Source organism: Marinobacter sp. RI1 (assembly GCF_041155085.1).
GTDB classification, from domain to species: Bacteria; Pseudomonadota; Gammaproteobacteria; order Pseudomonadales; family Oleiphilaceae; genus Marinobacter; species Marinobacter nauticus.
In genome coordinates this window covers 2,456,403-2,474,755 of sequence record NZ_AP031605.1, presented here as the reverse complement: position 1 = coordinate 2,474,755, position 18,353 = coordinate 2,456,403, and the positions used below count along the sequence as shown (strand labels likewise).

The 18,353-nt window shown below is 57.1% G+C and carries 16 protein-coding genes and 1 pseudogene; 11 read left to right on the top strand and 6 right to left on the bottom strand.

Features of this window, described 5'->3' with window-relative positions:
• Window positions 1-107 precede the first annotated feature (107 nt).
• The 4 genes and pseudogenes from ACAM27_RS11120 to ACAM27_RS11105 form a co-directional block, all read right to left on the bottom strand.
• Window positions 108-1,205 carry a PLP-dependent aminotransferase family protein gene (locus tag ACAM27_RS11120; RefSeq protein ID WP_369612877.1) on the bottom strand — a complete coding sequence of 366 codons (1,098 nt, stop codon included), beginning with the start codon at window positions 1,203-1,205 and terminating at the stop codon, window positions 108-110.
• 105 nt (window positions 1,206-1,310) lie between these two features.
• Window positions 1,311-1,508, bottom strand: a pseudogene (locus tag ACAM27_RS11115) (GntR family transcriptional regulator); the annotation flags it as partial.
• 34 nt (window positions 1,509-1,542) lie between these two features.
• Entirely contained in the window at window positions 1,543-2,004 is a 462-nt protein-coding gene (locus ACAM27_RS11110) for an isoprenylcysteine carboxylmethyltransferase family protein (protein WP_369611950.1), read from the bottom strand.
• A 29-nt stretch (window positions 2,005-2,033) separates the two neighbouring features.
• Complete coding sequence (locus ACAM27_RS11105) at window positions 2,034-3,497, bottom strand: malate:quinone oxidoreductase (RefSeq protein ID WP_369611949.1); 1,464 nt, start codon at window positions 3,495-3,497, stop codon at window positions 2,034-2,036.
• Between the two features lie 275 nt (window positions 3,498-3,772).
• Here ACAM27_RS11105 and ACAM27_RS11100 point away from each other — a divergent pair, with 275 nt between their 5' ends.
• Genes ACAM27_RS11100 through ACAM27_RS11085 form a run of 4 tightly spaced genes read left to right on the top strand, consistent with a single transcriptional unit; the run spans window position 3,773 to window position 9,400 of the window.
• Complete coding sequence (locus ACAM27_RS11100) at window positions 3,773-4,957, top strand: thiamine pyrophosphate-dependent dehydrogenase E1 component subunit alpha (protein ID WP_369611948.1); 1,185 nt, start codon at window positions 3,773-3,775, stop codon at window positions 4,955-4,957.
• Between the two features lies 1 nt (window position 4,958).
• The gene (locus tag ACAM27_RS11095; RefSeq protein ID WP_022992373.1) at window positions 4,959-5,936 is read left to right on the top strand and encodes an alpha-ketoacid dehydrogenase subunit beta; all 978 of its coding nucleotides are present in this window, start codon (window positions 4,959-4,961) and stop codon (window positions 5,934-5,936) included.
• Between the two features lie 26 nt (window positions 5,937-5,962).
• Entirely contained in the window at window positions 5,963-7,549 is a 1,587-nt protein-coding gene (locus tag ACAM27_RS11090) for a dihydrolipoyllysine-residue acetyltransferase (protein WP_369611947.1), read from the top strand.
• 9 nt (window positions 7,550-7,558) lie between these two features.
• A complete protein-coding gene (locus ACAM27_RS11085) occupies window positions 7,559-9,400 on the top strand; it encodes a protein kinase (RefSeq protein ID WP_121206422.1) in 1,842 nt (613 codons plus the stop codon).
• On the opposite strand, the gene ACAM27_RS11080 is transcribed toward ACAM27_RS11085, so the two are convergent.
• Window positions 9,393-10,382 carry an XdhC family protein gene (locus ACAM27_RS11080; RefSeq protein WP_369611946.1) on the bottom strand — a complete coding sequence of 330 codons (990 nt, stop codon included), beginning with the start codon at window positions 10,380-10,382 and terminating at the stop codon, window positions 9,393-9,395. The two genes, ACAM27_RS11085 and ACAM27_RS11080, sit on opposite strands and share 8 nt — an antisense overlap.
• A 208-nt stretch (window positions 10,383-10,590) precedes the next feature.
• On the opposite strand from ACAM27_RS11080, the gene ACAM27_RS11075 reads away from it, so the two are divergent.
• The gene (locus ACAM27_RS11075) at window positions 10,591-11,490 is read left to right on the top strand and encodes a peptidoglycan-binding domain-containing protein (RefSeq protein WP_369611945.1); all 900 of its coding nucleotides are present in this window, start codon (window positions 10,591-10,593) and stop codon (window positions 11,488-11,490) included.
• A 17-nt stretch (window positions 11,491-11,507) separates the two neighbouring features.
• Here the strand turns inward: ACAM27_RS11075 and ACAM27_RS11070 are convergent, their stop codons facing one another.
• Window positions 11,508-12,089 carry a hypothetical protein gene (locus ACAM27_RS11070; protein ID WP_014421625.1) on the bottom strand — a complete coding sequence of 194 codons (582 nt, stop codon included), beginning with the start codon at window positions 12,087-12,089 and terminating at the stop codon, window positions 11,508-11,510.
• A 123-nt stretch (window positions 12,090-12,212) separates the two neighbouring features.
• Here ACAM27_RS11070 and ACAM27_RS11065 point away from each other — a divergent pair, with 123 nt between their 5' ends.
• From ACAM27_RS11065 to ACAM27_RS11040, 6 genes are all read left to right on the top strand, one after another.
• Complete coding sequence (locus tag ACAM27_RS11065; protein WP_023010237.1) at window positions 12,213-13,268, top strand: NAD(P)-dependent alcohol dehydrogenase; 1,056 nt, start codon at window positions 12,213-12,215, stop codon at window positions 13,266-13,268.
• A 128-nt stretch (window positions 13,269-13,396) separates the two neighbouring features.
• The gene (locus tag ACAM27_RS11060) at window positions 13,397-14,365 is read left to right on the top strand and encodes a beta-ketoacyl-ACP synthase III (protein ID WP_153740124.1); all 969 of its coding nucleotides are present in this window, start codon (window positions 13,397-13,399) and stop codon (window positions 14,363-14,365) included.
• A gap of 117 nt (window positions 14,366-14,482) precedes the next feature.
• Window positions 14,483-15,487 (top strand): thiosulfate ABC transporter substrate-binding protein CysP, encoded by a 1,005-nt coding sequence (gene cysP / locus ACAM27_RS11055; RefSeq protein WP_224848220.1) that lies wholly within the window; start codon window positions 14,483-14,485, stop codon window positions 15,485-15,487.
• Window positions 15,488-15,496: 9 nt separating this feature from the next.
• Entirely contained in the window at window positions 15,497-16,369 is an 873-nt protein-coding gene (gene cysT, locus ACAM27_RS11050) for a sulfate/thiosulfate ABC transporter permease CysT (protein WP_011784864.1), read from the top strand.
• Window positions 16,370-17,227, top strand: a complete 858-nt coding sequence (gene cysW, locus ACAM27_RS11045; RefSeq protein WP_369611944.1) for a sulfate ABC transporter permease subunit CysW — start codon at window positions 16,370-16,372, stop codon at window positions 17,225-17,227.
• 1 nt (window position 17,228) lies between these two features.
• Window positions 17,229-18,350, top strand: coding sequence for a sulfate/molybdate ABC transporter ATP-binding protein (locus tag ACAM27_RS11040; RefSeq protein WP_369611943.1), 1,122 nt, complete (start codon window positions 17,229-17,231; stop codon window positions 18,348-18,350).
• Window positions 18,351-18,353 lie beyond the last annotated feature (3 nt).

Here is an 18,353-nt window from a genome sequence, read left to right as displayed (position 1 = left end):
CCTTACCTGTCATCGGATGTGATCGAGTGGCGGCAGGATAGAGGTATCGGTGTATTAGGGGCAGGACCACATTTTTAGAAATTGATAGGGACAGATGAGGGGTTGTGTCAGGCCATCAGACTGGGGAGCCGCATTAATGCCTCAGCTCTGGCTCTCGTCCAGGGGTGCGCAAAACTGAGCCGCAAACAGTTTGAGAATTTCCCGGACATCGAAAAGAGCTCACCGGGAGTGATCACGATACCCTCGTCCAAGGCGCGGTTGTATAGCTTTATGGTGTCAACCTGCTCTGGCAATTCAAGCCACAGAGCCAACCCTCCTGCCGGAGAAGTCGCCCGAATCGGGACAGACCATGTACCCAGCAAATCGAGCAACTGGTCTCGCTGTTGCTGCAGTTGCTGGCGGTATCGCCGCAGGTAGGCCGCATACCCGCCATCCGCGAAAAAATCTGCAACACCGCGCTGAATGAACCGGCTACTGGCAAGCTGTGATGTAAGCTTCAGCCGAACGATGTCGTCGTGCCATCGCCCTCCGGATATCCAGCCCAAACGCAGGTCCCGGGAAAGCACTTTGGAAAGTGAGCTACAGTGGATGACCCTGTTCGAGTGGTCGACGGCTTTCAGTGTATCCGGCACGACCAGCCAGCCAGACTCGCCGTATATGTCGTCTTCTATGATGGCCAGATCATGGCGTTCTGCGAGCTCTATCAGATGTGCTCGGGCATGCAGTGGCATTGAAGCGCCAGTGGGGGTAGCAAACGACGGAGAGACCACGCAGGCTTTGATGTCCCAACGCTGCAATATTTGCTCAAAAGCACCGACATCCAGTCCCGTTTCTGCCGATGCCGGAATTTCTACTACTTGAAGCCCCAGTTGTTCCAGCAATTGAAGAACGCCATAGAAACCAGGTGCTTCAACCGCAACGACATCCCCCTGTTGGCATACCGCCATCAGTGCAAGAAACAGTGACTGCTGGCAACCAGACGTGATGCAAAGCTCATCTATTTCTGCCTGCCAACCACGTTTTGCCGCCCGCAGTGCTATCTGTTGCCGTAACGAAGGGTCTCCTGCCGGCTCGTCATAGTATTGAAAGTCTCCGCGCTGGCGCCTCAATGCCCGGGAAATAGAACGATTCAGCTGCACGATGCCAGCAGGTACGTCGTTTTTGTCGGAGCCCGGTAGCAGATCGAAAGCCGCACTTCGGCTCATAATGTCCTGAAAAACCTGACTGACGGATACGGGCTGAGGCGCTTCCAGCGTTACAGGATGACTTGGGCTCTCAAATCGGTTTGGCGCCACAGACACAAAAAAGCCACTGCGTTCACGAGCCTCGACCAACCCCTGCGCTTCAAGACGCTGCAGTGCGTGCTGAACGGTAATTTTGGCAAGGCTATGGTTCTGGCACAGCTTTCTTATTGAAGGTATCCGTTCGCCAGGCCGCCACCGCCCCGACAGTATGCCTTCGCGCAGAGATGCCTCGAGAACTTGGTATCTTGGTTTGCCTGATGTCATTACATGTGCAGCCCGGCGATATGCCGATCCCCGGTTAGAACCATCGCCCAACACGTGAGGTGTACTGGGTGTAATCGTCCCCGAATAATGCCCGCATATGACGTTCCTCGGGTTTAATCTGGAAGCGATTCATGTACAGCATGAACAGCGGGAGTAACAACGCGGCAAATACGCTGCCCAGATACAGGCTCCACGCAATAAGCATCAGCAGAAATCCGAGGTACATGGGATTGCGGGTGTAACGGTAAATCCCGTCAACCACCAGGCTGGCAGACTGATGAGGCGTACGAGGGTCCACGGTGGTGCCTGCTGCACGAAATGCCAGAACGCCGGCCAGGGCAATACCTGCGCCAGCCAGGACCATGAGGGTACAAAGAATCAGCCTGCCCGGAACCGTAAAGTAGCCAGACGGCAACAGCCTCGAAATAGCCCACATGGCCGCCCCGAAAAGGATAACCAGAACAACGGGTGGAACCTTGAGTTCAAGTGCTTTCACTATTTGTGTTCGTCCCTGAGAACGCCTGGCTACGCTGGTATCTCTGACTGGATGCCCAAGGCTGAGTTTACGGCGTCCCGAATCTCGCGATACCGCTCCGGATTGCTGATCAGTGTATCCAGATTGTCCTCAGGGAACATCTCTTTCAGCTTGGATCTGGCGGATTCTCCGGCAAATACCGTCGGGAACAATTGCTCAAGGGCGCGCAGCATCACCTCAGGTGACACCGAGGCGCCAGGCGACGCCCCAAGTATTGTGCCGTAGGTTTTATCCTTCGAAACGATAATCTCTGTGCCCATCTGCAGATCCCCGTCCTTGATAATCTGAACCCGCTGGCCCGCCTCAATAGGCGTCCAGTCAAACCTGGAGCTCAGGCCCGGAGCGAATTTCTCCAGCGACTCCAGCATGCTTTTCTCGCCTTTGAAGGTCTCAGAAACCAGGTATTTCACCAGAGGGAAATGCTCTATAGCGACGCTCAACAACCCGGGGATATCGTGCAGGCGCATGGCCTTCAGATAATCAATGAATCCGCGCCCTTTTTCCAGAACGGGCTTGAATGAGGCAAATGGGCCGAACAGCAAATAATGCCTGCCATCAGCCACCCGCAGGTCCAGATGCGGCACCGACATTGGAGGTGCGCCAACTTCCGCCTTACCGTAGGTTTTTGCGCGATATTGGCGGGCCTGCTCTTCGGTAATTTCCGCCTGCAGAAAACGTCCGCCCACTGGAAAACCGGTGAACCTCCGGGCAAACGGTAAATGACTTTTCTTGAGAATGGGGAAGGCACCCCCGCCCGCGCCAACAAACAGTATGTCGGCCCGATGCTGAACGGCAACGCCCCGGGTTTGCGTTTCTACCAACCAGCTCCCCGCCGGGTTTCGGTGCACCCGCTTTACATGGACGCCATACTCGACTTTGACGCCCAACTGCTTCGTCGCGTATTCCGCCATCTGTTCAGTCAGGGCACCGAAATTCACATCGGTTCCCGTTTCCACGACGGTTGCTGCCATTTTTTCATCCCGGGGCCGGCCGTCCATGGTGTAGGGGATCCAGCTCTTGATCTCGTCAAACTCTTCAGAAAAACGCATGCGCTCAAAAAAGTGGTGGGCGGACATTTCCTTGAAGCGTAGCTTGAGTTCCTCGATGGACGGCTCGGAAACCAGGGTGCAGTGGCGGGTCTGGTTGATGAAGCTAGTGGGTTCTTTTATCGCACCTTTTCGAACAAGGTAGGCCCAGAACTGTTTGGCAACGTTGAACTGGGCATGGATTTTCAAGGCTTTCTCCACCGAGATTACCTCGCCATCCACCGGCGTATAGTTCAGCTCGCAGTTGGCCTCGTGGCCCGTGCCGGCATTGTTGAAGGACCAGGAGTTGCCCGCACCCGGGCTGTCCAGTCGCTCCAGAATGGTGATATCCAGCTCGGGCGCCAGTTCCTTCGCCAGGGTGGCAAAAGTGGTTCCCATTATTCCTGCGCCGATCACGATCACATTCATATGCCTGCCCACCAGAGTCCGTTTAATGAAGCCATTCAATAGAGTACCTGTATTGACGTTAGCATGCTTGCGGCCAACACGGGAAATTCATCAGTGTGGCACGGTTAAATAAAAATCCGCATTCTGGGTCTACCCGATGGATACAGTTTACGTTAAGGTAAAGGCAAGCCTGGAATGATCCACACCAGATTTCCCCAGGTTGTCTACAATGACATTAACGACACGCCCACAAGGCGTGTTTTGTTTCCTCAGGCCAACACCCCAGGAAGAGGACTATGACAACAACAAAAGCGAAAGTTGTGTATTCCCCCTCGTTCACCGATGGTGCGGAATTCCGTATTCCCACGTTCAAGCTCCTGAAGCAGGACGGCAAGCTCTATAAGAGCGCCAAAGCGCCGGATCTTGAAAAAGAGAAAGCCCTTCGCATCTACCGGGCCATGGTCACCACCCGGATTCTCGATGAGCGTATGCTTGCTGCCCAGCGCCAGGGGCGTCTGAGCTTCTACATGCAGTGTACCGGTGAAGAAGCCGCCGTGATCGGCAGCGCCGCCGCGCTGGATGATAACGACATGATCATGGCGCAGTACCGGGAGCAAGGCGCCCTCGCCTACCGCGGTTTTTCCATCGACGAATTCATGAACCAGCTTTTTGGCAATGAGCTTGATTACGGTAAGGGCCGGCAAATGCCCGTGCACTACGGCTCGAAAAAGCTGAATTACATGACCATCTCTTCGCCCCTGGCCACCCAGATTCCCCAGGCCACCGGCTATGCCTATGGCCAGAAGCTGGCGGGAGACGGCCACTGCACCATCACCTATTTTGGCGAAGGCGCCGCGTCCGAGGGTGACTTTCACGCGGCCCTGAACATGGCTGCAGTCCATCGCGTACCCGTCATCTTCCTGTGCCGGAACAACGGTTATGCCATTTCCACCCCCGCAGCCGAACAGTTCGCAGCCGACGGCGTAGCACCCAGAGCCTATGGCTACAAGATGGACGTTATCCGGGTAGACGGTAACGACGTACTGGCCATGTATGAAGCCACCAGAGCCGCCCGGGAGTTGGCCGTCAAACACAATCGACCGGTATTGATCGAGGCCATGAGCTACCGCCTTGCGGCCCACTCCTCCTCCGACGACCCGTCAGGTTATCGCAGCAAAGACGAGGAAGCGGTATGGCGCGAGAAAGACCCGATCCTGCGCATGCGCCTGTGGCTGGAAAGCAAGAAATGGTGGAGTGAGGACGACGAAAAACAGTTCCAGGAAAACATGCGCCGGGAAGTGCTGGAAACCATGAAGCGGGCGCAGAAGCGTCCGCCACCAGCCCTCGAAACTCTGGTTACCGATGTCTACGACGAAGTACCTCCCATGCTGGCCGAGCAGTTTGAGAAACTGAAGGCTCACATACGTCGATATCCGGATGAGTACCCAAAGAGCGCCGAACACGTTAAGGGAGGAGCGTGAGATGACCAAGATGAATATGCTCCAGGCCATCAACAATGCCCTGGATACCGCCATGGCGGCCGATGACAAAGTGTTGTGTTTCGGCGAGGACGTGGGCGTTTTTGGCGGCGTGTTCCGCGCTACCAGTAATCTTCAACAGAAATACGGCAAGTCCCGCTGTTTCAACACACCGCTGGTGGAACAGGGCATCATCGGTTTTGCCAACGGTCTGGCCGCCCAGGGCTCTGTGCCGGTGGCGGAAATCCAGTTTGCCGACTACATCTTCCCGGCCTTCGATCAGATCGTGAACGAATCGGCAAAATACCGCTATCGCTCCGGCAACCTCTTTAACGTCGGTGGCCTGACCATTCGTGCACCCTACGGTGGTGGCATTGCCGGCGGCCTTTACCACTCACAATCCCCGGAAGCCTATTTCGCACACACCCCGGGGCTCAAGATTGTGGTGCCGCGCAATCCGCACCAGGCCAAGGGCCTTCTGCTGGCAGCCATCCACGATCCGAACCCAGTACTGTTCTTTGAGCCCAAGCGCCTGTACCGGGCGTCTGTAGGCGAAGTGCCAGATGAAGATTACCGCCTGCCTCTGGGTGAAGCCGAGATCACCAAAGAAGGCACTGACGTGACCATTCTTGGCTGGGGCGCCCAGATGGACGTTATTGATCAGGCGGTTGAGCGCGCTGAAAAGGAAGGCATTTCCTGTGAGGTGATTGACCTTCGTTCCATCCTGCCCTGGGATGTGGAAACCGTGGCCAATTCCGTGCTCAAAACCGGGCGCCTGGTGATTACCCACGAAGCTCCTCTCACTGGCGGCTTTGCCGGCGAAATTGCAGCGACCATTCAGGAGCGCTGCTTCCTGTACCTGGAATCTCCCATTGCGCGGGTAACCGGGATGGACACCCCCTTCCCGCTGGTGCTTGAGAAGGAGCACTTGCCGAATCACCTGAAGGTCTACGAGGCCATCAGGGAAAGCGTGGAATTCTAGGCGGATATCAGGACAGGAGAACAAGCATGAGTGATTTTATTCTGCCCGATATCGGCGAAGGTATCGTGGAATGTGAACTGGTCAAATGGCTGGTAGCCGAAGGCGACGTCATCGAGGAGGACCAGCCGGTGGCTGAAGTAATGACCGATAAGGCACTGGTTGAAATACCAGCACCCTACAAGGGAAGGGTTACCCGTCTCTATTACCGGGAAGGCGATATTGCGAAGGTGCATGCCCCACTGTTCGAGCTGGTGGATGAGAGTGGCGAGGCCGGGGCGCCGGCACCAGCAAGCGCTGAAGAGTCGTCGCAGGTAAATGATGCCCCGGAAGCTGTAGCCAAAACGGAACCCGCACAAGGCGGGGACGATAATGCGACTGAAGACTTTATTTTGCCCGACATCGGCGAAGGGATTGTCGAATGCGAGGTCGTTGAATGGCGCGTCGCCGAGGGCGACGAGATCGAAGAAGATCAGCCGGTGGTGGACGTGATGACCGATAAGGCCATGGTTGAAATCACCGCCCCCAAGGCCGGCCGAATCACCAAGCTCTACCACGAGCAGCAATCCATGGCGCGGGTGCATTCACCGCTGTTTGCCTTCATCCCGCGGGATCGTGAAGAGGCTCCTCAGCCAAAGAGTGAATCCAGGCCTTCGGCGGACGCCGCACCCACAAAAGCGACACCGGTGGCAACCGGCAACCGGGCCCGGGTTCCGGCCAGCCCGGCGGTCCGTCGGTTGGTGCGCGAGCACGAGCTGAACCTGGGCGACATTGCCGGTTCCGGCAAGGATGGCCGGGTGCTTAAGGCAGATGTTCTGGCGCATTTGGAGCAGCCCAAATCAGAGCCCAGCGCCGCCGAACGTCAGGCTGAACCCAGCACGGCGCCTCGCCGCCAGGCAGAAGGCGGCCAGCAAGTCCGTGTGGAACCGATCAAGGGCATGAAAGCGGCCATGGCTCGGACTATGGTTCAGTCGGCAACCACCATCCCTCACTTTATCTACAGTGAGGATATTGATGTAACCGACTTGCTCAGGCTGCGGGAACAGCTGAAGCCGGAGGCCGAAGCCAAAGGCAACCGGCTAACGCTCATGCCATTCTTCATGAAGGCCATGGCCCTGGCTGTTCAGGAATACCCGGTATTGAACAGTCAGTTAAACGAGGACGTGACCGAAATCCACTACCTGCCCCACTGCAACATTGGCATGGCGGTAGATGGCAAAGCTGGCCTGGTGGTGCCCAACGTCAAGCATGTTGAACAGCTCACCCTGCTGGGTATCGCCGAGGAAATCGCCCGGTTGACTGAGGCCGCCCGTTCCGGACGTGTCAGCCAGGATGATCTCAAAGGCGGCACCATCACCATTTCCAATATCGGCGCATTGGGCGGCACCTACGCAGCGCCCATCATCAACGCACCGGAAGTGGCGATTGTGGCACTGGGCCGCACCCAGAAACTACCGCGTTTCGACGCCAATGGTCAGGTGGTTGAGCGGGCGATCATGACGATCAGCTGGGCCGGCGATCACCGCATTATTGATGGCGGCACCATCGCGCGGTTCTGCAATCTATGGAAGAGCTATCTGGAGTCGCCCCAGACCATGCTGTTGCATATGGGCTGACGGGCTGTGATGGAGCAGGAAAAGCATCTTCAGCAATTCTATATACCGGAAGAGCAGTCGATCTACCTGCTCAGCCACGATGATGCCAAGAAGCTCAAGGACTGGGTGGCGCTTTGCGTTGCCCAGCTCCGCCAACTGGGTTACCGGGATGTTGAACTGATTGGCAAGGGCGCCTATGGGTTTGTGTTTGCCGGCCGTTTTCCCGGCCTGGACACACCAGGCCCGGAGCATGTGTTCAAATTCACTCGCATCAACCTGCCCCAGCACCTACAGGATCGCCTGGAAGACGAAGCCTTCATTCTGGAGCAGGTGCATCACCCCAGAGTGCCGCGACTGATCGCCTTCCAGCGCGCCAACAACCAACCTATCCTGGTCATGGAGCGAGCTGCGGGGCTCAATCTGGAAGAAGTCTCCCTGCAGGAAGGCCGCCTGAAGCCCCGACTTGTTATTCGAATTGCGGACCAACTGGCGGATATTCTGCGCTGCCTGCGCCGGGAAAACGGGCCCGCCGGCCGCCCCATTGTTCACGGCGACATCAAACCGTCCAACCTGGTGTTTGACGCCCGCACTGAAAATATTGCGCTGATTGACTGGGGGTCTTCGGTGTTCGCCCAGCTGGATGCCAATCAACAGTTCGTCACGGCGAATGTGATGGAACTGATGTCGGATAACCTTCAGCAGACCAATGCCAGACTGGGTGATGTCTATTTTATCGGCGAGGAGCAGCTGAACGGCGGGCTATCCTCGCCCCGTTTTGATGAACAGGGCGCCGCCGGAACCCTGTACGCCCTCGCCTCTGCACAATCCTGTCGATTCGGCCACCGGGCTATTCCGGCTACGTCTCTGGGGCTTCCCATGGAATTTGCCCGTATGCTCGATGGCATGCTGTCGCCCGACCCGGAGACTCGCCGCAAGGCTGGTGATTACTACTTGCGGGAAATGCCCCGAATGGCACGCACGGTCATGATTGACCTGCCAGAGCGGCCGACCACTCCGCAGGTACCGGTGTGGGTGCGGGCGTCCGGGCAGGAAATTGATACCGTGGTCTACAGTTCCCGGAAATCGTTTTTGCGGGAGGAAGGCGCGCCGGAGACCCTGAGTGATGTCAACGACGTCCAGCTCGACCGCTACTACAAGAACTTCATGCAGGGCATGGGAGAAACCGAGAAAGCGTTTCTGGCGGCGGTTAGTCGGCTCGGACGCTACCCCGTAGAAGGTGGCCTGGCGGTACGCTGGGAAACCGACGGCATCTATATCGATACCTCTCTGAACCTGCATGATCCGACGTTGAAATCGGCCTTTGTCCAGGCCGTCAATAACATGGTGTACCTGGCCCAGGCCATCTACCGCAAAGGAATATTCAAAAGCTGCCTGTTCAACGCCCGTAACACCCTGCACATTGATCGTGAAGACCCAGGCCAGCCGTTTCTGGTCTCCCCCGGCATGAATCTACACTACGAAGTGAGCGCAGCACCGGAAGTGGAAGATGAAAGCCGCGTGCATTCCTATTTTGAGGATGGGCCCGACCCGGAAGAATTCCTGGTATTGCCCGAGACGATTATCCGGGCACTGGAACGTCTGAACGACATTCACCACACCGGTATGATCATCTTCGAAGCCCTGCCCCGGCACCTGAAGATCCACAGTCATTACCGGCTGCTGGATCCTGAGCGGGAACCGGAATTCCGGGAACTGCTGGGCGAGATCCTGTCTGCGGTAGAGCAGATTACCGGGCTTGGCGTGTCCGGATATATGAAGATGCCCTACAAGGACACCCGGTTTTTCCCACACATCGAGCGGCTACCCGACCGGTACTACCCCCGAAACCCGAGAACCGAGAGCGTTAGCTGACCGCCCGGGATAACTGGCGCCGGGCACGAACCACATCTGCCATAATCGACAGGGCAATCTCGGCCGGTGTTTTGCTGCCGATATCCAGTCCTACCGGCATATGAATACGCTGAATCTCGGCCTCAGTGAGCCCACCACTGCGCCTCAACCGTTCCGCCCGGGCTTTTGAGGTGCGCATTGAGCCCATGACACCAATATAGCCCGCTGGCGTTTTGACCGCGGCCATCATCGCCAGGTCATCAATCCTTGGATCGTGCGTGGTGGCCACTACGGCCGTCGAGGGCGTACAGACACCGTCTTTGCCGAGGTATACGGAGGGCAGCTGAGCAATAAACTCGACACCTTCGGGCAAATCGAGTGTGCCTGCAATGTCTTCCCGTGGGTCGCAAAGTACCACCTCATAACCCAGACCCAGAGCAAACCGGGCGCAGGCGTCCGCTACTGTTGAATATCCGGCCAGGATCAATTGTGCGACGGGTGCGACGACAATCTTTATGGTCTCGCTTCCCTGCTCCCAAACGACTCGGCTGCCGTGATCATCGACAGGGTTGAGGCTGGCGCTACCACGAGCCAGGTCTACTTCCCGCTCCAGGGCTTCACCATTTGAAAGCCCATTCAACAGTGTCCGCAGCTGATCGACAAAAGGTGACTCCGGAGATCGCTTTTCCACCAGTACTTCCAATGCACCCCCACAGGGCAGCTTTACGCTTGGATTCCTGTTTTCCTCGCTGGCGCCACCATATCTAATGACAACGGATGACAAGGTATATTCCCCCTGCATCAGTCGATCCAGGAAATCCTCTTCAACACAGCCGCCGGACAATGAGCCCACATGCGCTCCGTCGCCTTTCGCTACCATCATCGCTCCAGGTTCCCGGGGGGAAGAGCCGAACGTGGATAACACGGTGCACAGCCAGATCGTGTGCCCCTGCTCCAGCCAGTCAATGGCCTGCTGTATAACGCGATAATCGAGATTTTGCATGCTTGGCCTGCCAAAACTACCGGGGCGCTCTGCCCGTTCTGTGTCTGATGGGTTGTGACAATACCAGCAACCCCCGCAACATCCTACGGGCACCTTGCGCCAACTTGTTAACCACTTCATAGGCGCAACTATTAATCCCTGATACCGTGAAGACACTCGGTAACAATATGTAAACAATAATACCAAAGAGCCTCTGGAGGGATTCGCCATGAAACGCTCACCGTTGCAGGGACGCCGCAAAACCGCCGCGCAAAGCCTGGCTGTTGTCTCAAGCCTTGCCATCTGTGGCTGGGCCCAGGCAGCCTCTCCCACCCATACCGTCTTTGCTGCGGAAAATGCGCTTTATGGGTCCGGTTACGATATCGGCACGGCCGACGGCTGGATAGACTCCAAGCTGCGAACTGCCATTCGTCAGTATCAGTCCGATCGCCCCGAGCTCTCAGCAAGCGGAAATCTGGATTCAGCCACGCTCAAATCCCTTGGTGTGGAGGCGGCTCCGACCCTGACGATCCAGAGCAATTCTGTCGCTTCCCGGTCTGCCGCTCGCGATCAGCTCGGGCTTGCCGCAAACTCTCGGCCTCCCGCCCGCTCCGTGGCCGCTGTCGCACCTGAGCCCAAGCCGGAACCGGCCCCCGAAATTCAGGAGCCGGAACCAGAAACCGTCGAGCCGGAGGTCGTGGATACTACGGAACCGCGAGAAAATCAGGTGGCGGCCGTGGAGCTGGCAGAACAATCGCTCCCTGCAGAAAACCCTGAACCAAATCCGGATGAAAACACCCCAGAACAGAATGTTATGGAGCTTTCTTCATCCGTTTCCGAAAGTAATCAACCGCCCGTCACCAAAACTCAGGAGCCGGCAGAGGAGGTCGAAGTAACCACTGGCGATAACGACGAGCTGATCGCCCAACTGCCCACCGAGCCCACCGCAGCGGGCCCGGACGAGCCGCTCGTTGTTGAAGAAGAACCGGAACCCGTGATTGTTGATGCGCCAGTGGCAAACACCAGCAAGCCGGTTGCTAACCAGGAAGCAAAGGCCGAACCGCGCCCACAGAGCAGCGGCGGCTTCTTCTCCTGGCTGTTTGATTTCTTCTTCGGCTGGATAGCCTGATATTGAAGGCGGCAGGCTCAGTCCTGCCGCTTCATGCGCTCCACATCGGCTTTCGCATCTCTCAGGAAGGATTCAACCGTCTCGCCGGGCAGCAGCAACTGTTGTTCAATCATTGAATCCCGCCAGTCTGATTCTTCAAAGATGCAGCGATACTCGTTGGGAAATTCTACATACAGGCGCTTGAAGTACTCCCGCGCGAGCACCTTGTTGGGTTCCTTGCGGCGCGACTGCAACACCGCCATGTTGTACAGGGCACCGGCCCGGATATGATCCGGCTGACTTTCATCCTGATAGATCTTGTCCAGTCGGCCCAGCACTTCGTTCAAACCGGTTAACCGGTATTCCTTGAGAATCTCTGCCGCAGACTCCATTACCCGGTCTTCCCCGTGCCTGCACGGAGAGTTGGCGTGGTCTTCGACGTACTGATCCACCGCCCGCTCCACTTCATGGCGGTGCTTGTGGTCCTGTTTCTGCTCATACACAAAACCGGTGCCAACGCCGGTGGCAATGGTACCCGGCATACAACCGCTGACCAGGCCCGCGCCCAGCGCGATTGCGCCCGCCAGCCACACAGCTTTGAGAGATTGCGTGTTTGTCATCTGGTCATCCCTGATGGTGTGGAATACGTAGGTTACAATTGAAATGTACTGAGTAACACAAGGTAACTGTCCTGCTGCGACAGAACCGTGATCCTTGTTCTAAAACTGAAAAGGAGTGAACGAATGGCCACTACCAAAGCATACGCCGCCACTGCCCCGGATTCCGGCCTGGCCCCCTACGCCATTGATCGCCGGGAGCTCCGTGCAGACGATGTAGCGATCGAGATCGACTACTGCGGTGTCTGCCACAGTGACCTCCACACCGTTGAAAATGATTGGGGGGGATCAAAATATCCGGTCATTCCGGGCCACGAAATTGTTGGCCGGGTCACCGCCGTTGGGCCAGAGGTCAGTCACTTCAAAGCCGGCGACCTGGTGGGCGTGGGCTGCATGGTAGACAGCTGTCGCAGTTGCTCCGCCTGCGACTCCGGACTGGAGCAGTACTGCATTGAAGGCTCCACCATGACCTACGGCAGCCTGGATCGCCACGATGGCTCGGTCACCCACGGTGGCTATTCCGAGCGCATTGTTGTCAGCGAACGCTTTGTGGTCCGGGTTCCGGAAAAACTGGACCCCGCCAGTGCGGCTCCCATTCTGTGCGCGGGCATCACCACCTATTCTCCACTCAAGCACTTCAAGGTCGGCAAAGGCCACAAGGTCGGCGTGCTCGGTATGGGTGGCCTCGGCCACATGGGCGTAAAATTTGCCAAAGCGCTGGGCGCCGAAGTCACAATTTTCACTCGCTCAGAAGCGAAGGTGGCGGAAGCGAAGAAGCAGGGCGCGGACCACGTCATCATCTCCACCGACAAGGAGCAGATGAAAGCCGCCGCCGATTCTTTCGATTTTCTGCTCGACACCATTCCGGTGGCCCACGATCTCAATCCGTACCTGAAATGCCTCAAGTACGACGGCACGCATATCCTTGTGGGTTTGCTCACACCAATTGAGCCCGCCCTTCAGGCCGGCCTGCTGGTGACCAAACGCCGTGTGGTGGCTGGCTCTCTCATTGGTGGTATGCCGGAAACCCAGGAAGTTCTGGATTTCTGTGCGGAGCATGACATCACTTGTGATATCGAGATGCTGGATATCCGCAACATCAACGAAGCCTACGTTCGCATGAAGAAAGGCGATGTGAAGTATCGCTTCGTCATTGATATGAAAACGCTGAAAGAAGGCTGATCTCCCTCCCCTTGCCCGGGTGACCAATGTGTCGCCCGGGCAGTCTTTGACAATCCGCTAATAACCAATCCGGTTGCAAAGGTTTAGCATGGGTCTATCGTTACCCTATAAACCCCTGGAAATTGTCCATGACCTTTGCACGCATTGCCGGAACCGGTTCCTATCTGCCGGACAACATCGTTACCAATCGCGACCTGGAACAGAAGGTGGAAACCTCTGACCAGTGGATTCGCGAACGCACCGGTATCGAGCAACGGCATATTGCCCTGCCCGGACAAAGCACGGTGGATCTTGCTGAGCAAGCGGCCCTGAACGCCATTGAAGCCGCCGGCATTGAAACTACCGATATTGATCTGATTGTTTTTGCCACCACCACGCCAGACAAGGTATTCCCCAGTTGCGCCTGTATCCTGCAGGCCCGGCTCGGCATTCAGGGCTGCCCTGCCTTTGATATCCAGGCGGTATGCAGCGGTTTCGTCTATGCCCTGGCCACTGCCGAGAAGTTCATTCGTACCGGTTCAAGTAAAAAGGCGCTGGTGATCGGCGCGGAGGTGTTCTCCCGCATCCTTAACTGGGAAGACCGCACCACCTGCGTGCTTTTTGGCGACGGCGCCGGTGCGGTTGTGCTCGAGGCCAGTGAGGAGACCGGCATTCTGTCTACTCATCTCCACGCCGATGGCCGGTATGAAGAGTTGCTGCACGTACCCTGCGGTATCGCTAACGATTTTGATGCGGTAAAAGCCGGCCAGGCGTTTGTGGAAATGAAAGGCAACGAAGTCTTCAAGGTGGCGGTGAACACGCTCGGCCGGATTGTCGATGAAACCCTGGAAGCCAACCAGATGCAGAAATCCGAGATCGACTGGCTGGTTCCGCACCAGGCCAACTTACGGATTATCGCTGCCACGGCCCGCAAGCTGGACATGCCGATGGATCAGGTGGTGGTGACTGTCAATCGTCATGGCAATACGTCGGCGGCATCCATCCCGTTGGCGCTGGATGAAGCCGTCCGCGATGGTCGAATCCAGCGTGGACAGGTAGTTCTGCTGGAAGCCTTTGGCGGCGGCTTCACCTGGGGATCGGCACTGCTACGCTACTAATTACCGACCCCTATATGCCAAACAAGCCTTTTAATATTTATTTTTAATATTTTTCGTTCTTAAAACCTTTTGTTAGATTGCTCCTCAGATTAGAACCATCATTCTGAGGAGCTCGTTATGAAGCAACTGTTCAAGGGAATCGCGCTCGGCGCCGCCCTGCTCTCCGCCCAACCGGTACTGGCTGCAGACCGGGAGCTGCTCAACACCTCTTACGACATCGCTCGCGAACTGTTCGCTGCCTACAACGAAGAGTTCAAAAAGCACTGGCAGGAAAAAACCGGCGAAACGGTCGAAATCAAACAGTCCCATGCAGGTTCATCCAAGCAGGCACAGGCCATTATCCAGGGCCTGAAAGCCGATGTTGCAACGTTCAACCAGGTTACCGACATCGACATCCTGCACCAGCGCGGTCGCCTGATTCCTGAAGACTGGGCCGATCGCCTGCCGAACAACAGTTCGCCCTACTACTCAACCATGGCGTTTCTGGTGCGTGAGGGTAATCCCAAGAATATCCAGAACTGGGACGACCTGATCCGCGAAGACGTTCAACTGGTGATGCCGAACCCGAAAACCTCCGGAAACGGCCGTTACACCTACCTGGCCGCTCTGGGCTACGCCCAGGATCAGTTTGGCGACGATCAGGAAAAGATTGATCAGTTCATGGCGGACCTGCTCGGTCAGGTACGCGTTTTTGACAGCGGCGGTCGTGGTGCCACCACCACATTCGTTGAGCGCGGCATCGGCGATGTCCTGCTGACCTTCGAGTCGGAGGTTCTGAACATTGCAGACCGTTTCGAGAACGGTGAATACGTGGCTGTTACGCCGAAGGTAAGCTTCCTGGCCGAATTCCCGGTGACCTGGATTGACGACTACGTTGAACAGAATGGCACCGCCGAGCTGGCCAAGGAGTACCTGGAGCACCTCTATACCGAAGACTCCCAGCGCCTGCTGGCAGGCTTCAACTACCGTGTTCACAACGACGCCGTGAAAGCCGAGAATGCCGATCGCTTCCCGGAACTGAAACTGTTGTCCATCGAAGAGATTGCCGGTGGCTGGGAAAACGCCATGAGTACCCATTTCAGCAGTGGCGGCAAGCTGGACCAGTTGCAGCGGCGCCGGTAAGAGGAAGCTATGCCCACCTCCGCTCAAGCAGGCGTCGCCCCCGTGCGGCGCCTTGGTCGTCGTAACAAACGGGTATTGCCGGGGTTCGGTCTGAGCCTCGGCATTTCTCTGTTTTTCGTCAGCCTGGTGTTACTGCTGCCGATGACCGGGCTGGTTGTCGAAACCTCTGGTATGACCTGGGACCAGTTCTGGTTCACCATCACCGATCCGCGCGTGGTGGAGTCCTACAAGGTTACGTTATGGACGGCCCTGGCAGCTTCACTGTTCAATGGCCTGTTCGGGTTGCTGTTGGCCTGGGTGCTGGTGCGCTATGAGTTTCCGGGCAAGCGTATTGTCGACGCCGTGGTCGACCTGCCCTTTGCCTTGCCGACTGCTGTTGCCGGCATCACCCTGGCAACGTTGTTTTCCCAGAATGGCTGGTACGGCCAATGGCTGGCCAAAATCGGTGTAGAGGTTGCGTTTACGCCGCTGGGCATCGTGGTGGCCATGGCTTTCACCAGTATCCCGTTTGTGGTGCGTACAGTGCAGCCGGTGCTTGAAGAGCTGTCGCCAGCCGATGAAGAAGCCGCCGTTAGTTTGGGAGCGTCTGACGGGCGCGTGTTCCGCAAGGTTATATTCCCATCACTCTGGCCCGCCCTGGTAACCGGAATCGCGTTGTCCTTCACGCGGAGCCTGGGAGAGTTCGGTGCGATTATCTTTATCGCCGGCAACACGCCCTATGTCAGCGAAGTCACCAGCCTGATGATCTTCATCCGTCTGCAGGAGTATGACTACGCGGCCGCCAGTGCTATCGCATCGCTGGTGTTGCTGGCGTCGTTGATTCTACTGTTCTCCATCAACCTCTGGCAGGGTCGATACCTGCGCAGGCTGGAGGGTCGATAGATGGCCGCGCAAAGCCGCCGTATTGGTGACCAACCCTGGGTGCGCCGCAGCCTGATCGGGCTGGCCCTCTCGATCACCCTGATCATGCTGGTGATTCCGGTCGTGGTGATCTTTACACAGGCACTGAGCACAGGCTGGAGCGCTTTTGCCGGCAATGTCCTGGATGAATACACCCTGGATGCCATCGGCCTGACTCTGTTTGTGGCCGCACTCACGGTGCCGCTCAACCTGGTTTTCGGGACTGCCCTCGCCTGGTCGGTTACTCGGTTCCGTTTTCCCGGGCGCAAGCTGTTGATCACCCTGATCGATATTCCATTTGCGGTATCACCGGTTGTTGCCGGTCTGCTGTACCTGCTGCTCTATGGCCGGAACGGCTGGCTGGGCAGTTGGCTAAGCAACTACGACGTTCAGCTGATGTTCTCTTGGCCCGGCATCGTGATGGTCACGGTATTCGTAACCTGTCCGTTTGTGGCCAGAGAGCTGATCCCCTTGATGCAGCAACAAGGCAGCGAGGAGGAAGAAGCCGGCGTGGTACTGGGCGCTTCCGGCTGGCGGATTTTTCGCAAGATCACGCTGCCTAATATCAAGTGGGCATTGATCTACGGGGTGGTGCTGACCAACGCCCGGGCCGTGGGTGAATTCGGCGCGGTCTCGGTGGTATCCGGTAATGTTCGCGGAGAAACCAATACCTTACCGCTGCATGTTGAACTGCTTTATCAGGATTACAACATTGTCGGGGCTTTTGCCAGCGCCTCGCTGCTGGCCGGTATCGCCATCCTGACACTGATTGCAAAAGCATTTGTCGAATGGCGTCAGTCCCGAGCTGAACACGCGACGCCCGAAGAAGGAGGTGCGTGACATGAGTATCACCATTGACCAGATCGACAAGCACTTCGGCGGCTTTCAGGCGCTGAAGAATGTCTCTCTGGATATCCCCGAAGGCCAGCTCACCGCTCTTCTCGGCCCTTCTGGCTCCGGCAAAACCACCCTACTCCGGATTATTGCCGGCCTGGAGTCTTCGGATTCCGGCCGGATCCTGTTCGGTGGTGACGATGTCAGCCAGTTACACGTTCGCGACCGCAACATCGGGTTTGTGTTTCAACATTACGCCCTGTTCCGGCACCTGACCGTTGCCGAGAACATAGCGTTCGGTCTGGAGTCGCTCCCAAAAAAGCAGCGCCCCTCAAAGCAGGAGATCCGCCAACGGGTGGCCAAGCTGCTGGAGATGATTCAGTTGCCGGAACTGGCCAAACGCTATCCGGCACAGCTATCTGGTGGGCAGAAACAGCGTGTTGCTCTGGCTCGCGCGCTGGCAACTCAGCCTCGTATTCTGCTGCTGGATGAGCCCTTCGGCGCCCTGGATGCCAAAGTACGAAAGGATTTGCGCCGCTGGCTGCGAGCGTTGCATGACGAGTACCACTTCACCAGCATTTTCGTGACCCACGATCAGGAAGAAGCGCTGGAGCTGTCAGACCAGGTGGTGGTTATGAGCCAGGGTCAGGTGGAACAGGTGAATTCACCGACCGGACTGTATGCCCGGCCAGAGAGCCGGTTCGTTTTCGACTTCCTGGGCCACGTCAACGTGTTGTCGGGCTTGGTGAAAGGTCAGAAACTGGTTCAGGGCGATGCCTGGGTATCCTTGCCGGGGATTCGCCAGGATCAGGAAGCCCAGCTCTACCTGCGCCCCCACGAAGTGCAGCTGTCCCGATCCCCCGCGGCCAAGGCCCGCCTGCCCCTGCGCATTGAAGCCATCAGCCTGATCGGCTCGGAAGTGCGTATTGAACTTGCCCCGGAAGGCTGGCAGAGCGATGAAATCTGGGAAATCGGCATGAGTCATGCGGAGTTTGCGCGCCAGAACCCCACCCGTGGTGAACTCTGGTACGCGGTACCAGACGTTGGCCACCTCTTTGTCGCCGACAGCGTTCAACCGAGAACAATCGACTGGCAATACACCGAGGCAGCCAACGCCAGCAATATGTGATCG

Bases quoted from the DNA above. Each gene is read 5' to 3' on its own strand.
- ACAM27_RS11120 (WP_369612877.1), bottom strand. From the start codon at position 1,205: ATGAGCCGAAGTGCGGCTTTCGATCTGCTACCGGGCTCCGACAAAAAC.
- ACAM27_RS11105 (WP_369611949.1), bottom strand. From the start codon at position 3,497: ATGAATGTGATCGTGATCGGCGCAGGAATAATGGGAACCACTTTTGCC.
- ACAM27_RS11100 (WP_369611948.1), top strand. From the start codon at position 3,773: ATGACAACAACAAAAGCGAAAGTTGTGTATTCCCCCTCGTTCACCGAT.
- ACAM27_RS11095 (WP_022992373.1), top strand. From the start codon at position 4,959: ATGACCAAGATGAATATGCTCCAGGCCATCAACAATGCCCTGGATACC.
- ACAM27_RS11090 (WP_369611947.1), top strand. From the start codon at position 5,963: ATGAGTGATTTTATTCTGCCCGATATCGGCGAAGGTATCGTGGAATGT.
- ACAM27_RS11085 (WP_121206422.1), top strand. From the start codon at position 7,559: ATGGAGCAGGAAAAGCATCTTCAGCAATTCTATATACCGGAAGAGCAG.
- ACAM27_RS11080 (WP_369611946.1), bottom strand. From the start codon at position 10,382: ATGCAAAATCTCGATTATCGCGTTATACAGCAGGCCATTGACTGGCTG.
- ACAM27_RS11075 (WP_369611945.1), top strand. From the start codon at position 10,591: ATGAAACGCTCACCGTTGCAGGGACGCCGCAAAACCGCCGCGCAAAGC.
- ACAM27_RS11070 (WP_014421625.1), bottom strand. From the start codon at position 12,089: ATGACAAACACGCAATCTCTCAAAGCTGTGTGGCTGGCGGGCGCAATC.
- ACAM27_RS11065 (WP_023010237.1), top strand. From the start codon at position 12,213: ATGGCCACTACCAAAGCATACGCCGCCACTGCCCCGGATTCCGGCCTG.
- ACAM27_RS11060 (WP_153740124.1), top strand. From the start codon at position 13,397: ATGACCTTTGCACGCATTGCCGGAACCGGTTCCTATCTGCCGGACAAC.
- cysP (WP_224848220.1), top strand. From the start codon at position 14,483: ATGAAGCAACTGTTCAAGGGAATCGCGCTCGGCGCCGCCCTGCTCTCC.
- cysT (WP_011784864.1), top strand. From the start codon at position 15,497: ATGCCCACCTCCGCTCAAGCAGGCGTCGCCCCCGTGCGGCGCCTTGGT.
- cysW (WP_369611944.1), top strand. From the start codon at position 16,370: ATGGCCGCGCAAAGCCGCCGTATTGGTGACCAACCCTGGGTGCGCCGC.
- ACAM27_RS11040 (WP_369611943.1), top strand. From the start codon at position 17,229: ATGAGTATCACCATTGACCAGATCGACAAGCACTTCGGCGGCTTTCAG.